Origin of the sequence: Ochrobactrum sp. BTU1, from assembly GCA_018798825.1 — a bacterium.
Taxonomy (GTDB): Bacteria; Pseudomonadota; Alphaproteobacteria; order Rhizobiales; family Rhizobiaceae; genus Brucella.
Genome location: CP076354.1, coordinates 2204271 through 2218427, shown reverse-complemented (window position 1 = coordinate 2218427; position 14157 = coordinate 2204271). Strand labels below are relative to the sequence as shown.

The window sequence follows — 14157 nt, the reverse complement described above, 5'->3', positions numbered from 1 at the left end:
CGTAGTCATCTATATAGAACGGGAAATCAAATGAGCGAGCCGCAACATCTTCAGGACACGATTTTCGCCTTGTCGAGTGGACGCTTGCCTTCCGGTGTGGCGGTGGTACGCATATCCGGCCCACAAGTTCGATTCGTTATCGAAACGATTCTTGGAAAGGCTATTGAACCGAGATACGCTGCGTATAAGACTTTTCTAACGCGTAATGGCGATGCGATCGATAAGGGCTTGGCACTTTTCTTTCCAGGTCCGAACAGCTTTACTGGCGAAGATTGCGCGGAATTTCATCTGCATGGCGGCATTGCAGTGGTCGAAAAGCTCTTGGAAGAACTCAGCACTTTCCCGAATTCCCGAATTGCGGAAGCGGGTGAATTTACCCGTCGTGCTTTCACCAATGGCAAGATGGATCTGACGATTGCTGAAGGTCTGGCCGATCTGATTGCGGCGGAAACGGAAGGCCAGCGTCGCCTTGCATTACAGGTCGCGTCCGGAGCGCAGCGGCAGCTTTATACAGAGTGGCGTCAGAAGCTTATTCGATCCCGCGCATTGATTGAGGCTGAACTCGACTTCGCTGATGAAAGTGATGTGCCTGGTTCCGTTTCGGGGCAGGTATGGGAGCAACTCAAGTCTCTGCAAAGCGAAATTACCCGCCATATTGAAAGCGGCAAACGAGCCGCGATGTTGCGGGATGGTTTACATGTCGTCATAGCTGGCGCACCCAATGCCGGCAAGTCGAGCCTGCTCAACTTCCTTGCCGGTCGGGAGATCGCAATTATCTCGGAAGAGGCGGGTACAACACGCGATCTGCTTGAAGTTAAACTCAACCTCGGCGGCATCCCGGTCTATGTGACTGACACAGCTGGATTGCGCGAGACAACCAGTCAGGTTGAGCGTATCGGGATTGAACGAGCCCGCGAACGCGCGGCCGAGGCTGATCTGGTTCTGATGCTTGAGGATATGCAGAAACCGATTGCAGTAACTTTGGAAGAGGGCAGTGCGGATATCTGGACCGTGGGAACCAAAGCTGACCTTGGCAATGCTGCTGTTTCTGCTGACTGGCAGTTTGAAATTTCCACCAAGACGGCTGATGGCCTCGATCAATTACTGAAAGCTCTGCAATCCTTTGCCGAGGAACGGATAGGCTTGATCAATGACGCAGTACCAACGCGCCAGAGACATATTAATTTGCTGCAATCGACAATCTCTGAAATCTCAATAGCGGCAGAGCGAGATGATCTACCGCTGGAATTGCGCGCTGAAAACATGCGCCGCGCATCGCAATATCTCGGACGCATTACAGGCGATGTCGACGTTGAGGAAATATTGGATGTTATTTTCTCGCAATTCTGCATCGGAAAATGAGTGATTCACGTGAAACAGTGAGAGCTGTGTTTGCGACCCAAAGAAATGTTTCACGTGAAACATCTGTGGAATCTGCATAGGCTTATTGACTCCCGTTCGCATCCGTGAGTCGAGTTTCGTATCAAATTTATCAAAGAGTTGATCGCACCTCGGTCGGGTTACCCCTTCCGTTGAAAGCATAAACATGTCAAAGAGACTGCTTTCCAGAGCGATTCCGATTGGCGACATTTTCTGATACGCTCTCCCTCTTTGCCTTACGCATTATCCAACGCAAAGCTGCATGGCACTTTTGCTGGGAATGCCTAGATTGGATTCGGAAGCATCAGTATGAACAACATAGGTTCTGCCGAAGCGACAGCTTTTGATGTTATCGTCATTGGTGGTGGACATGCAGGCTGCGAAGCTGCGGCAGCTTCCGCGCGCGCTGGCGCTCGCACTGCTCTCGTCACGCATCGCTTCGATACGATTGGCGTGATGTCCTGCAATCCTGCGATTGGTGGTCTGGGCAAAGGTCATCTTGTTCGCGAGATCGACGCGCTCGACGGCTTGATGGGGCGGGTTGCAGATAAGGCGGGCATCCAGTTCCGTTTGCTCAATCGCCGTAAAGGACCAGCCGTTCGTGGTCCCCGCACACAGGCTGACCGCAAGCTTTATAGGCTTGCGATGCAGGAGCTTATTTCGGCGCAGGATAATCTGACAGTTGTTGAGGGCGGCGCTTCAGATATTCGCGTAACGGACGGAGCTATCACCGGGGTTATTCTCGGTGACGGTTGCGCGCTGACTTGTGCGGCTGTGGTCCTGACAACCGGTACATTCCTGAACGGCCTTATTCATATTGGTGAGAAGAAAATCCCGGCAGGCCGTATGGGCGAGAACCCGGCGCTTGGACTGTCGGATACTTTGCGCGGTTTAGGTTTTGCAGTCGGGCGCCTCAAGACGGGGACGCCACCGCGTCTCGACGGTCGAACGATCGACTGGAAGAGCCTTGATATGCAATCGGCAGATGAAGAGCCGGTTCCATTCTCGTTGATGACTGACAAGATCACCACTCCACAGATTAATTGTGGTATCACGCGCACGACACCTGAAACGCACGCAATCATTCGCGCCAATCTTCATCGATCTGCAATGTATTCCGGTTCTATCGAAGGGGTCGGTCCGCGCTATTGCCCATCCGTTGAAGACAAGATCGTCAAATTTGGTGATCGCGATGGGCATCAGATATTTCTGGAGCCGGAAGGGCTGGACGATCATACCGTCTATCCAAATGGCATTTCGACCTCTCTGCCGGAGGAAGTACAGCTCGCTTATCTCAAGACTATTCCCGGTCTTGAACAGGCGATTATGCTGCAGCCTGGCTACGCAATTGAATATGACTTCATCGATCCCCGCGAATTGAAGCGCAGTCTGGAGACGCGCCGCGTGACTGGTCTGTTCCTTGCTGGCCAGATTAATGGCACGACCGGTTATGAAGAAGCAGGCGCACAAGGTCTCCTTGCTGGTCTTAATGCTGCAAAGCGGGCAGGGGGTAGCGAGCCAGTTATTATTCAGCGCACGGAAGCCTATATTGGCGTTATGGTCGACGATCTGACATCGCGTGGTGTAAGCGAGCCTTATCGCATGTTCACCTCACGCGCCGAATTCCGCCTGTCTTTGCGTGCTGACAATGCTGATCAGCGGCTCACGCCTTTGGCCGATCAGCTCGGCATTCTTGAATCCGAGCGCCGCGAGAAGTTTGCAGCACGGCAGGACGCATTGTCGGCAGCGCGCGATTTGACGAAGGAACTCACGATTACACCAAACCAGGCAAGTCGTTATGAGCTCCATCTTAATCAGGATGGGGTGCGTCGCTCGGCTTATGATCTTCTGTCCTATCCAGATATTGATCTACAGAAACTGCAGGCTATCTGGCCAGAGCTGAACAGCATTGATTCGATCACGCGGGAAGCGCTGGAAATCGAAGCTCAATACTCGGTCTATATGGATCGTCAGCAAAGCGATATTGCTGTGATGGAGCGGGAAGAGCGTCTCTTCATTCCTGCGTCGTTGGACTTTGATGCCATTTCTGGCCTGTCGAACGAGCTCAAGTTTAAGCTCAAACAGCGTATGCCGGAGACAATTGCAGAAGCGCAGCGCGTTGAAGGTATTACACCTGCAGCCCTTGCTCTGCTTATCACGCATATTAAGAAGCATAGCGGGCGTGAGCGTGCTGCTGCTGAACTGAACGCCGGGAAAAGCGTAGCATGACTGTGGATAGCCGTTATTCAAGCTTGAAAACTATTGTTCCGGGTGTTTCACGTGAAACAAATGAGCGGCTGATTGCCTTTGAAGAGCTGTTTCGCAAGTGGTCTTCGGCCATTAATCTGGCGTCACCTTCTACCCTTGCGGACCTGTGGAGCCGCCATATTCTCGACAGTTCGCAGATATTTCCGCTCGCTCCCGACGCTAAGCGGTGGCTTGATCTCGGATCTGGCGGCGGCTTTCCCGGTATCGTAACCGCCTGCTTTCTGAAGGAAGTTCAGGGTGCTTCGATTGATCTGGTCGAAAGTGCGGGAAAAAAGGCTGCATTTCTTCGTACAGCTGCAGGCCATCTGGCTGTGCCAGCGCGCATTCACTCTGCCCGCATTGAATCGATGTGGGATAAAATCGACGTGCCGGATGTCGTAACAGCCCGCGCACTCGCCTCGTTGAACGATCTTTTCGAACTCGCTGAGCCTTGGCTTACCAAGGGTTCAAAGGCTCTTTTTCAAAAAGGTCGGGATTACCAGAGAGAAATCGATGAAAGCCGTGTCGGCTGGCGTTTCGATCTGGTACAACATGAAAGTGCTATCGATAAAGCTTCGGTGATACTCGAAATCAGCAATCTTCGACGCATTGCAGACTAATTCGTTATCTCAGAGCAGAAAGCAGCAGGGCGACGGTATGAACAAGAGATCCAGGATCATAACCATTGCGAACCAGAAGGGTGGCGTTGGCAAGACAACGACCGCCATTAATCTGGCTACCGCATTGGCCGCCATTGGCGAAACTGTGCTGATTGTCGATCTCGATCCGCAGGGTAACGCAAGTACCGGGCTTGGTATTGACCGGCAGAACCGTCCATTATCGTCTTATGACGTGCTGACGCAGGAAGCTTCCGTGAATGAAGCCGCCATGCAGAGCGATGTTCCAAATCTGTACATCGTTCCGTCAACACTCGATTTGCTCGGTATCGAAATGGAAATCGCGCAGGCGCCCGATCGTACGCGCCGCTTGCGTGATGCGCTGCGTTTCGATTCAGCTGTTGCAGAAAAGTTTTCTTATGTGCTGGTGGATTGCCCGCCATCGCTCAATCTTCTGACGCTCAATGCGATGGCAGCAGCAGATTCCGTGATGGTTCCGTTGCAGTGTGAGTTCTTCGCGCTCGAAGGTCTCAGCCAGTTGCTCCAGACGGTCAATCAGGTTCGGTCGACGATTAATCCTGAACTGACCATTCAGGGCATCGTGCTGACCATGTTCGATAGCCGCAACAACCTCGCTTCTCAGGTTGTTGAAGACGTTCGCGCTTTCATGGGCGAGAAAGTCTATCGTACTGTTATTCCACGCAATGTGCGTGTTTCGGAGGCGCCATCGCATGGCAAGCCAGCTATTCTGTATGACCTGAAATGTGCAGGCAGTCAGGCCTATCTACAGCTTGCTTCCGAAGTTATTCAGCGTGAGCGGCAGCTTCAGGCCGCATAACAATAAGCGAGTATCGGATAACGGTACTTTATCGATTCGACTACGTAACAATTGCAGGAACTGCCGACGATGAACGACGATCCTTCAAAAAAGCGCCTTGGCCGCGGCTTGGCCGCCCTGATCGGTGAAATCGACCGCCCGGCGGAAGAACGCAAGGTGCCGATTTCAAGCGAGCGTAATGTTCCGATTGAGTTCGTAACACGCAATCCGCGCAATCCGCGTCGCATGTTTTCGGAAGTCGAACTCGAAGATCTGGCGCAGTCGATCAAGGAACACGGTGTCGTTCAGCCAATCGTGGTTCGTCCCGCACCAGGCGAACCTGATCGCTTTGAGCTGATCGCCGGTGAACGTCGCTGGCGCGCATCGCAGCGCGCGGGCGTCGACAGCATCCCGGTGATCATCCGCGATGTTGATGATCGCGTGGCGCTTGAGATTGCAATCGTTGAAAACGTACAGCGTGCTGACCTCAACGCGGTCGAAGAAGCTATGGGATATCAACAGCTTATCGACAATCACGATTATACGCAGAACGATCTGGCCCAGGTTATCGGCAAAAGCCGCAGCCATGTGGCCAATACGCTGCGTCTTTTAAAACTGCCGCAACGCGTACAGGATTTTATCTCTGATGGCGCTTTGTCAGCTGGTCATGCCCGTAGCCTGATCACGATGGAAGACCCGACCGCTCTGGCTGAGCGGGTTGTGAAAGAGGGTCTGTCCGTGCGTCAGGTTGAGGCCTTGTCTCAGGCACGCAACGGCACCGAGCCGAAGCCGGGCAAGAGTGTGCCCATCGAGAAAGATGCTGACACTAAAGCGCTTGAAAAGCTGCTGTCCGATGTCACTGGAATGAAGGTTGAGATCAACCATCGCGAACGTGGTGGCGATGTCAAAATTCGCTACAGCTCGCTCGAGCAGCTCGACGAGATTTGCCGTCGTCTGCAGAGCTGATACTATTTCGTCAGACACTTGGTATTTGAGACCGTGGAACATCATCTGTTTCACGGTTTTTTTCGTTAAAGTGTGTCGCGATTAACTGTGTCCACTCAGCTCGTTCCATCTCTTTGTTTTTGACACTTCGTTATCGGATCGTAGCGAGAACAAAAACCAGTCGAGTGTATAGAAATCCCGGCGAAGACGGTCCCAACTTTTCCGACACATGCTTTAGCGGCCTCGGGCTTTCATGAGCGAAAAGACGATGATAATCATCAGGACGATGCCGATGATCGCGCCGATTGAGCTTCCCCAGACCGCACCATAATTGCCACCGATCAGCCAGCCAAGCATTGCGCCGAGCATGAGCAGAAGAATCGGGGGAATGCAGCCAATCATCGTTTTATTCCAATAGGTTATAACTATATGTAGGGACCGGAATCTTGCGATTTCGTTTCTTTCAATGAAGCTAATACTGTTGAGCAGAGAGATGAACTCAAGATTGGGTGAGGGTACTCACGGGCTGTTGATTATAGCATTTCCAGCAAAAGTGCGAAGCGGTTTTGCGTCGGATAATGCGTAAAAACAAATAGTTACAGTGGTTCCAACGATTCATTTCTAACTGGAACCGCTGTAAGTCCCGAAATGTCATCAATGGGTCCGTGTAACCGGTTTCTATTGAAGTGCTTTTAAGTCGTATAGTATTAAGACGCTGCTTGTTTATCGCCGGGCTTGGGAGATACTGCATCTATGGAAATGTTAACACAAATAATCATTCACACGCCTGTCTATGTTTGGGGCCTGCTTGCTTATCTCATCATAACGGGGATCAAAGGGCGTGAAACACGAACAGTGACCGTTTGGCGAATGCTATTTGTGCCGGTGATTTTCATCGCTGTTGGCTTTTTGCATTTCGACAGCAATTCAGATCAGTTCAGCACGTTTCTGATGGCATGGTTTGTGGGCCTGTTTGTGCTGGCACCTGTCGGATATTTCACGGGGCCGCGCATTCTGGCGGTTGATCGTGAGAACAAAACTATCGAGCGTGCGGGCACGATTTTGCCGCTGATCAGAAATCTGATTTTCTTCTGCTCTCAATATGTGCTGGCAGTGCTGAACGCGTTTTATCCGGGAGAGCACGCATCCCTTACATTGATTACAGCCGTCGTATCTGGCGCGTCAGCGGGCTATTTTGGCGGCTGGTTGGTCTCGCTGTGGCGCAAGTATCAGGAAAGCCTGCAGCTAAAGCTTGGTTAGAATTCTATCGGCGCGAGAGTTTCACGGCTTCTACCGAAATCGCCAGCAAGCATTGGCGGATGATCGGCACAGCCAATGCCGCATTCTGACGGCTTTCAAGGACCGCGCGTTGCAGACGTTCCATCACACGGGAAAGACTGTCGGCATTCCAGCGGCCGACGGCGTTTTCAATCAGCTTTTTGCGGTTGAAGAAGATCGGAGGCCGTGCCGATGCAACAACGACTGAAGCACTTTTGCGCTCAGTGTCTGCTATATGGCGTAGGGTCTGTATCTGTTGGAACTGACGAGCTGCTGTGTTGAGCACCAAGAAGGGTGCTGTGCCTGATTTTACGACGCGGTCAAATGTCATCTCAAAACGCGACAGATCGCCGTTTAGGACAGCATCCACCACTTCGTCGGTCGAAAGCCCGGCCACATCGCCAACGGCTTCCCGCACATCATCTATGTCAATGCGCTCCTTGCCGCGCGCATAAAGGCAGAGCTTTTCCAGCTCGCCACGCGTGGCAAGACGATCGCCGCCAAGACTTGCCCGCAACAGCTGGCGCCCGTCCATGGTGATCTGCATTTTCCATTCGGCTAGAACGTCGTCAATCACACCGTCTATGCCGCGCGCATCATCTGAATAGCAGGGCAACGCCATACCAGCAGAACCGTTCTCTACAGCACTGCGAAGGCCTGCGCCTTTCTTGAGATCACCTGCTTCAACCAGAATATAGGTTTCACGCGGTGGCTCGCTCACCAGAAGTTTCACGGCATCCGCGAGCTTCTTTTGCCCGGCTGCATTCTTGATCCAGATGAGCCGCTCGCCGCCGAACATCGAAATTGTCCGCGCTTCGTCTGCGAGCTTTGAAGGATCGGCATCGATTTCATCGGCTTCCATGCGGATGACGGCAAAGGGATCATCGAGCGGAAGCTTGGTCGCCTGCGCGTATCGACGCGCACGTTCGCTCACCAGCCCCTTATCAGGGCCGTAGAGCAGCACAACCGGAAACGAGCTGCTCGGCTTTCCAATAAACTGATCGACTTCGTGTGCTTTTTTTTGCGCCATTAGGATTAAGTAGCGCAATTCGTTTTCAAACGAAACAGCCGCCGGTCAAACTGAACGGCGGCTGTGAAACAAAGCTGTTTGTAATATTATTCGATCAGCAAAGCATCGTCATCGAGTGTCTGTCCGCGCACTTTGCGGAACATTTCGATGAGGTCTTCAACGCCGAGCGTCTTGCGTTTGTCACCGGTTACGTCGAGCAGGATCTTGCCGCCATGCAGCATGATGGTGCGGTCGCCATAATCGAGCGCCTGACGCATGGAATGCGTGACCATCAGTGCTGTCAGCTTGTTTTCAGCAATCAGCGTGCGGGTCAGTTCCATGACGAATTCAGCCATGCCGGGATCAAGTGCTGCCGTATGCTCATCAAGCAGCAGCACTTCTGAACCCGCCAATGTTGCCATGATTAGCGAGAGCGCCTGACGCTGACCGCCGGAGAGAAGCTCCATGCGATCCTGCATACGGTTTTCGAGGCCGAGATTGAGGCTTGCCACGCGTTCGCGGAACCATTCACGGCGCTTGGAATTAAGCGCGTGGGTGAGGCCACGGCGTGTTCCACGCGATGCAGCCAGTGCCAGGTTTTCTTCAATCGTCAGTGTTCCACAGCTGCCTGCAAGCGGGTCCTGAAACACGCGTGCCACAAGACCAGCACGCTCGGCAGTGGACTTGCGGGTCACGTCCTGTCCGCTGATTACCACCTTGCCCGACGTCGGGATGACATCGCCTGCCAAAACGCCCAGCATAGTTGATTTGCCAGCGCCGTTGGAACCGATCACGGTGACGAAGGTGCCTTGCTCCATCGTCAGGTTGATCTTGTTGAGCACCTGCTTTTCAAGCGGTGTTCCACGACCGAAGATAACTTCAAGATTGGATACTTCGATCATGATGATGCTCCTCCACGACGCAGGCGCGGCAATATCAGCGCGAAGGTAACAAGAAGTGCCGTCGCAATGTTGAGGTCAGAAGCCTGAAGCCCGACAATGCTGCCATTGGAAAGCGCGAGCTGGATAGCGATGCGGTAGATGATCGAACCGGCAACACAGCCAATGAGAATGACGAGGATGAGACGCGAGCGCAGCAATGTTTCGCCGATGATCACAGCGGCAAGACCAACAACGATTGTACCCACGCCGGAGGTCACGTCCGCAAAGCCGTTTGTCTGGGCGAAAAGCGAGCCGCCAAGCGCCACGAGAGCATTGGAGAGTGCCATTCCGAGGTAAATCTGGCGATCAGTGCGTACGCCCTGTGCGCGGGCCATTTTCGGATTGGCGCCAGTTGCACGCATCGCAAGGCCCATGTCGCTTTCGAGGAAGCGCCAGACCAGGAATACCGTGATGGCAACCAGCACAAACAGGAAGGCCGGACGCACATAATATTCAGGAATGCCGTGACCGAAGAACGGAGACAGCATCGTATCCTGATTAATCAGTGCGATATTCGGGCGACCCATGACGCGCAGATTGACTGAGAACAGTGCAATCATCGTCAGAATGGAAGCCAGCAGGTTGAGGATCTTGAAGCGCACGTTGAGCGTCGCTGTCACCAGACCGGCAATCGAGCCTGCAATCATCGCAACACCGGCGGAAAGCCATGGATTCCAGCCAGCAAGGATCAGAACGCCTGTTACGGCCGCACCAAGCGGAAACGAGCCATCCACGGTCAGATCGGGGAAATCGAGCACGCGGAAAGCCAGATAGACGCCGATGGCGACAAAAGAGAAGACGAGGCCCAATTCGACCGCACCCCAGAAGGCGATCTGACTCACATTGAGATTCCTTGTTCTTTGCCGTCATTGAAAATGAAAACGCACCATTCAAGGCACATAGATTCACTGGCTTTCGCACATTCAGGCATTTGCCTTCTTATGTCCGAAAGACCTGTTTCAATCACGACCGGTTTTGATTTGAGTTTGTTCCAAACACATCTGCCTTTGGAACCATTCCCCGGTTTTTCATGCGCAATTTTATTGCTTGCGATTGTTCTGGCTCTGTCTTTTTCCCGATACAACCCAAAAGCTCCAATAAGCAAGCATTATCGCTGCAAATGCGCCAAAAAGCACCAGTCTGTGCGCCTGTTACAACATTCAGCTCACTCGGTTTCGCTCATACTTCGCCGCGTGCACGCCATAGCTCCCAGGCAAATCGTGCGCGGACGCCAATGTCGAGGAATGGTCGTGGTGGCAGTTCGGTCGGGCTGCCGAGCTTCAGCATGTCGTCGATCAGTGGATTGTCGATATCGCAGGCCATGTCGGCTGCAAGAATGCCGCCAATCGTGCCTTTGGTGATGCCGACGCCGTTCTGGCAAAGCGAGGTATAAACATTCTTGGCGATCTGTCCAAAACCCGGAGCGCCATTGCGTGACAGGCAGATGAAGCCGGTCCATGTATGTTCCATATCGACGTTTGAAAGCATCGGGAAACGCTCGTCGAACAGCCGTTTGTGTTCACGCTTGATTGTTTGGCGCCGTGCATCCGACTGGCGCAGCGACGGGCAGAAATGCACGTTCTGCCGAACCAGTATGCGCCGGTCAGAGGTAAGGCGCATGGTGATGCCAGCAAAGGAATTGGCAGGTGTCAGCCCCCAAGGAGCGACTTCGCCGATGGCTTTGTATTCCTGATCGTCAAGCTTGCGGCTGAGGCTCGCATGGGCTGCGAAATTCAGAAGCTTACGCCTGAAAAAGCCGAACTGCTCACCAAAGCCGTTGACAGTCAGAATCATGGCGGGTGCCTGAACCTGACCCTTTGCCGTGCTTATGAGGATACGGTCGCCATAATCGATCTTGGTCACGGCAGAGTTTTCATAAAGCGTGACATTTGCGGGCAGATTGTCGGCAAGGCCACGCACCAGAGCAGCAGGGTTCAGCAGTGATGTGCCATAGGTGAAGATCGCTGCTTTGAAATGGCTGGTACCGAGCCGCCTGGTAAGAGCATCCCCTTCAAGCCAGTCGAAGGGTTCTTTAAGGCGCTCCAGCTCTTTGACGGTTGGTTCAAGAACCTCACGCATCCCCTGATCGGAAACGGCTGCGTGAAACTTTCCATCCTGCCGCCAGTCGCAGTCGATGCCATGCTGGTCAATCTGCTGTTTCAGATGGTCGATGGCTGCACGCGCCAGCGCACGGTAGCTGTGCGACTTGGCCAGTTCCTCCATCGATGAGCTGACATTGTGCGGCAGATCAATGGCAAAGCCTGCAGCGCGTCCGGATGTGCCTTTTCCGACTTCCTGAGCATCGATGAGTGCAATCTGGTCATTGGGCCGGTTTTCGGCGAGCCTCCGGGCGGCGGCTAAGCCTGCATATCCAGCGCCCAGCACAATCCAGTCAACTTTGATACCGCCTTTAAGTGCAGCTCGTGGCGCACGGGCAGGCAATATCCTGCTCCAGCCATTGGTGTTGTCATCAGCAGGAAGGATACGAATGGCAGGCATTTTGAAAACTCGATAGTTTTAAAAGAAAAGGGCGGGAAATCGTCCCGCCCTTTTCTTTAGGATAGAAATTCCAATTATTCGACCTTGCTGGTTGCGCGGTCGATAACAGCCTGTGGGAACTCGACGCCCATCTTCTTTGCAGCAGCAAGATTGATGACGAGGTCGGTGCCCTTGGCGATGTCGACAGCGATATCGCCTGGCTTTTCACCGTTAAGGATTTTCACAACGACAGCGCCGGTCTGCTTGCCAACGTCGTAATAGTTGAAGCCGAGAGCGGCAAGCGCACCACGCTTGACGGAATCCGTATCAGCGGTGAAGAGTGGCAGCTTGCTTTCTTCGGCAACACCGACGGCGCTTTCAAGCGCTGAAACGATGGTGTTGTCGGTCGGCACATACATCGCATCTGCACGGCCAACGAGGGCACGGGCTGCGCCCTGAACTTCCGCCGATTTGGTTGCAGCCGATTCAACGATCTCGATGCCTTCAGCAGAAGCGGCTTCCTTCAGTGCTGCCAGAAGCGACACAGAGTTGGTTTCGCCGGAATTGTAGAGATAGCCGAGCTTCTTGATGTTCGGCATCACTTCCTTGATGAGCTTGATGTGCTCAGCCACTGGCGACATGTCGGAGAGGCCGGTTACGTTGCCGCCCGGCTTTGCCATGTCCTTGACGAGCTGTGCGCCAACTGGATCGGAAACAGCGGTGAAGACAATCGGAATATCACGCGTTGCGGAAACAACAGCCTGAGCCGATGGCGTGGAAATCGGAACGATTACGTCTGGAGCTTCGCCAACGAACTGGCGTGCGATCTGCGCAGCGGTTGCTGGATTGCCCTGAGCGGACTGGTAGACGAACTTCAAGTTTTCGCCTTCCTTGAAGCCAGCAGCAGCCAGCGCGTCTTTCACGCCGTCGCGCGCAGCATCAAGTGCCGGATGTTCAACGATAGCAGTAACGGCAACCGTTACATCCTTGGCCTGAGCCGTCGTTACAAGTGCTGTTGCGGCCAGCAAGGCCAGAAGCATAGAACGCATGAAAATCTCCCCTGTTTTGGTGCGTTGCCCATTTGGGCATTTTGTCGGCATACACCTTATATCCAATACCATTTTTTCCAGAATGGGATTGAAGATCTATCCGCCTGAGATTGAGGCTTAATCGGGTCCGTTTGGGCTGTCAACGTGTCGTCATCGCAGGCGCTTTCCAGCCCGCTATATTCTGTTTCATGAACACAGTGTTCAGTGCCCTTTCAATGGCTATCGCCCACCGCCATATTCTGACAAAACAGATGAAAAGTGCCCCTGCACAAAGTTTGAAGCATTGTTCTGCCGCGTCCTGTTTCACGCTGGCCGGATCATGCTCAGAGGAACATAGTCATGAAAAATATCGGCTTTCTCTCATTCGGCCATTGGTCGCCTTCGCCACAGTCCGGCACGCGTTCTGCAAGCGATGCGCTTTTGCAGTCGATAGACCTTGCTGTCGCTGCTGAAGAGTTGGGTGCGGATGGCGCATATTTCCGTGTGCATCATTTTGCCCGCCAGCTTGCTTCGCCATTTCCGCTGCTTGCAGCCGTAGGTGCCAGGACCAGCAAGATCGAGATCGGTACTGCCGTCATCGATATGCGCTATGAAAACCCGCTTTACATGGTCGAAGATGCAGGCGCTGCGGATCTGATCTCCAAAGGCCGCCTGCAGCTCGGGATCAGCCGTGGTTCGCCCGAACAGGTGATCGATGGTTGGCGTTATTTCGGCTATGAGCCGGAAGAAGGCATGACTGATGCCGATATGGGCCGCAAGCATGGCGAGGTGTTCTTTGAGGCGCTGAAAGGCGAAGGCTTTGCACAGCCAAATCCGCGACCAATGTTTCCAAACCCTCCGGGGCTTCTGAAGATCGAACCGCACTCGGAAGGTCTCAGAGATCGTATCTGGTGGGGGGCTGCTTCTGACGCAACCGCAATCTGGGCCGCAAAGCTTGGTATGAACCTGCAAAGCTCGACCTTGAAGAAGGACGAAAGCGGCGAGCCTTTGCATATTCAGCAGGCCAAGCAGATTCGCGCTTATCGTGAAGCCTGGAAAGAAGCCGGACATACGCGCACGCCGCGCGTTTCAGTAAGCCGCAGCATTTTTGCGCTGGTGAATGATCGTGACCGTGCCTATTTCGGCAATGGCGGCAAAGAGCAGGACCAGATTGGCTATATCGAGGAAAATCTGCGTGCGGTCTTTGGCCGGTCCTATGCAGCTGAACCAGACCAGCTGATCAAGGAACTTGCCAAGGATGAGGCGGTTGCTGAAGCTGATACACTGCTTCTGACCGTGCCAAACCAGCTTGGTGTCGAGTACAACGCGCATGTGATCGAGTCGATCCTCAAGCATGTTGCACCGGGACTTGGCTGGCGCTGAGATCATTTTACTTCAAAAACAGCCCCGCAGCATT

General features: G+C 53.5%; 13 protein-coding genes. 7 read left to right on the top strand and 6 right to left on the bottom strand.

The annotated features are described in order from the left end of the window. Positions 1 to 30 precede the first annotated feature (30 nt). From mnmE to KMS41_10685, 5 genes are all read left to right on the top strand, one after another. The gene (mnmE, locus tag KMS41_10705) at positions 31 to 1362 is read left to right on the top strand and encodes a tRNA uridine-5-carboxymethylaminomethyl(34) synthesis GTPase MnmE (protein ID QWK77536.1); all 1332 of its coding nucleotides are present in this window, start codon (positions 31 to 33) and stop codon (positions 1360 to 1362) included. A gap of 336 nt (positions 1363 to 1698) precedes the next feature. After that, complete coding sequence (mnmG, locus tag KMS41_10700) at positions 1699 to 3609, top strand: tRNA uridine-5-carboxymethylaminomethyl(34) synthesis enzyme MnmG (protein QWK78848.1); 1911 nt, start codon at positions 1699 to 1701, stop codon at positions 3607 to 3609. Further along, complete coding sequence (rsmG, locus tag KMS41_10695; GenBank protein QWK77535.1) at positions 3606 to 4247, top strand: 16S rRNA (guanine(527)-N(7))-methyltransferase RsmG; 642 nt, start codon at positions 3606 to 3608, stop codon at positions 4245 to 4247. The genes mnmG and rsmG overlap by 4 nt, the downstream gene beginning before the upstream one ends. A 37-nt stretch (positions 4248 to 4284) precedes the next feature. Then, positions 4285 to 5082, top strand: a complete 798-nt coding sequence (locus KMS41_10690; protein QWK77534.1) for a ParA family protein — start codon at positions 4285 to 4287, stop codon at positions 5080 to 5082. A gap of 69 nt (positions 5083 to 5151) precedes the next feature. Beyond that, entirely contained in the window at positions 5152 to 6027 is an 876-nt protein-coding gene (locus tag KMS41_10685) for a ParB/RepB/Spo0J family partition protein (protein QWK77533.1), read from the top strand. A 213-nt stretch (positions 6028 to 6240) separates the two neighbouring features. On the opposite strand, the gene KMS41_10680 is transcribed toward KMS41_10685, so the two are convergent. Further along, positions 6241 to 6408: a hypothetical protein gene (locus KMS41_10680; protein QWK77532.1), complete on the bottom strand. Its 168-nt coding sequence runs from the start codon at positions 6406 to 6408 to the stop codon at positions 6241 to 6243. 351 nt (positions 6409 to 6759) lie between these two features. Here KMS41_10680 and KMS41_10675 point away from each other — a divergent pair, with 351 nt between their 5' ends. After that, positions 6760 to 7266 (top strand): hypothetical protein, encoded by a 507-nt coding sequence (locus tag KMS41_10675; protein QWK77531.1) that lies wholly within the window; start codon positions 6760 to 6762, stop codon positions 7264 to 7266. A gap of 4 nt (positions 7267 to 7270) precedes the next feature. Here the strand turns inward: KMS41_10675 and holA are convergent, their stop codons facing one another. From holA to KMS41_10650, 5 genes are all read right to left on the bottom strand, one after another. Next, on the bottom strand, positions 7271 to 8314 hold the full coding sequence (gene holA / locus KMS41_10670; GenBank protein QWK77530.1) for a DNA polymerase III subunit delta: 1044 nt from the start codon (positions 8312 to 8314) through the stop codon (positions 7271 to 7273). Positions 8315 to 8400: 86 nt separating this feature from the next. Continuing rightward, positions 8401 to 9195, bottom strand: a complete 795-nt coding sequence (locus KMS41_10665) for an ABC transporter ATP-binding protein (GenBank protein QWK77529.1) — start codon at positions 9193 to 9195, stop codon at positions 8401 to 8403. Next, positions 9192 to 10076, bottom strand: coding sequence for an ABC transporter permease (locus KMS41_10660; GenBank protein QWK77528.1), 885 nt, complete (start codon positions 10074 to 10076; stop codon positions 9192 to 9194). Before KMS41_10660 ends, KMS41_10665 begins: the two co-directional genes overlap by 4 nt. Before the next feature lie 337 nt (positions 10077 to 10413). Then, entirely contained in the window at positions 10414 to 11733 is a 1320-nt protein-coding gene (locus tag KMS41_10655) for an FAD-binding oxidoreductase (GenBank protein ID QWK77527.1), read from the bottom strand. Between the two features lie 74 nt (positions 11734 to 11807). Further along, on the bottom strand, positions 11808 to 12761 hold the full coding sequence (locus KMS41_10650) for an ABC transporter substrate-binding protein (protein ID QWK77526.1): 954 nt from the start codon (positions 12759 to 12761) through the stop codon (positions 11808 to 11810). Between the two features lie 339 nt (positions 12762 to 13100). Here KMS41_10650 and KMS41_10645 point away from each other — a divergent pair, with 339 nt between their 5' ends. Then, on the top strand, positions 13101 to 14123 hold the full coding sequence (locus KMS41_10645; protein ID QWK77525.1) for an LLM class flavin-dependent oxidoreductase: 1023 nt from the start codon (positions 13101 to 13103) through the stop codon (positions 14121 to 14123). Positions 14124 to 14157 lie beyond the last annotated feature (34 nt).

What these genes read in the sequence shown, in the direction of transcription:
- KMS41_10680 (QWK77532.1), bottom strand. Translation starts at nt 6,408, where the DNA reads ATGATTGGCTGCATTCCCCCGATTCTTCTGCTCATGCTCGGCGCAATG.
- KMS41_10645 (QWK77525.1), top strand. Translation starts at nt 13,101, where the DNA reads ATGAAAAATATCGGCTTTCTCTCATTCGGCCATTGGTCGCCTTCGCCA.
- rsmG (QWK77535.1), top strand. Translation starts at nt 3,606, where the DNA reads ATGACTGTGGATAGCCGTTATTCAAGCTTGAAAACTATTGTTCCGGGT.
- KMS41_10665 (QWK77529.1), bottom strand. Translation starts at nt 9,195, where the DNA reads ATGATCGAAGTATCCAATCTTGAAGTTATCTTCGGTCGTGGAACACCG.
- KMS41_10650 (QWK77526.1), bottom strand. Translation starts at nt 12,761, where the DNA reads ATGCGTTCTATGCTTCTGGCCTTGCTGGCCGCAACAGCACTTGTAACG.
- holA (QWK77530.1), bottom strand. Translation starts at nt 8,314, where the DNA reads ATGGCGCAAAAAAAAGCACACGAAGTCGATCAGTTTATTGGAAAGCCG.
- KMS41_10655 (QWK77527.1), bottom strand. Translation starts at nt 11,733, where the DNA reads ATGCCTGCCATTCGTATCCTTCCTGCTGATGACAACACCAATGGCTGG.
- mnmE (QWK77536.1), top strand. Translation starts at nt 31, where the DNA reads ATGAGCGAGCCGCAACATCTTCAGGACACGATTTTCGCCTTGTCGAGT.
- KMS41_10685 (QWK77533.1), top strand. Translation starts at nt 5,152, where the DNA reads ATGAACGACGATCCTTCAAAAAAGCGCCTTGGCCGCGGCTTGGCCGCC.
- KMS41_10675 (QWK77531.1), top strand. Translation starts at nt 6,760, where the DNA reads ATGGAAATGTTAACACAAATAATCATTCACACGCCTGTCTATGTTTGG.
- KMS41_10690 (QWK77534.1), top strand. Translation starts at nt 4,285, where the DNA reads ATGAACAAGAGATCCAGGATCATAACCATTGCGAACCAGAAGGGTGGC.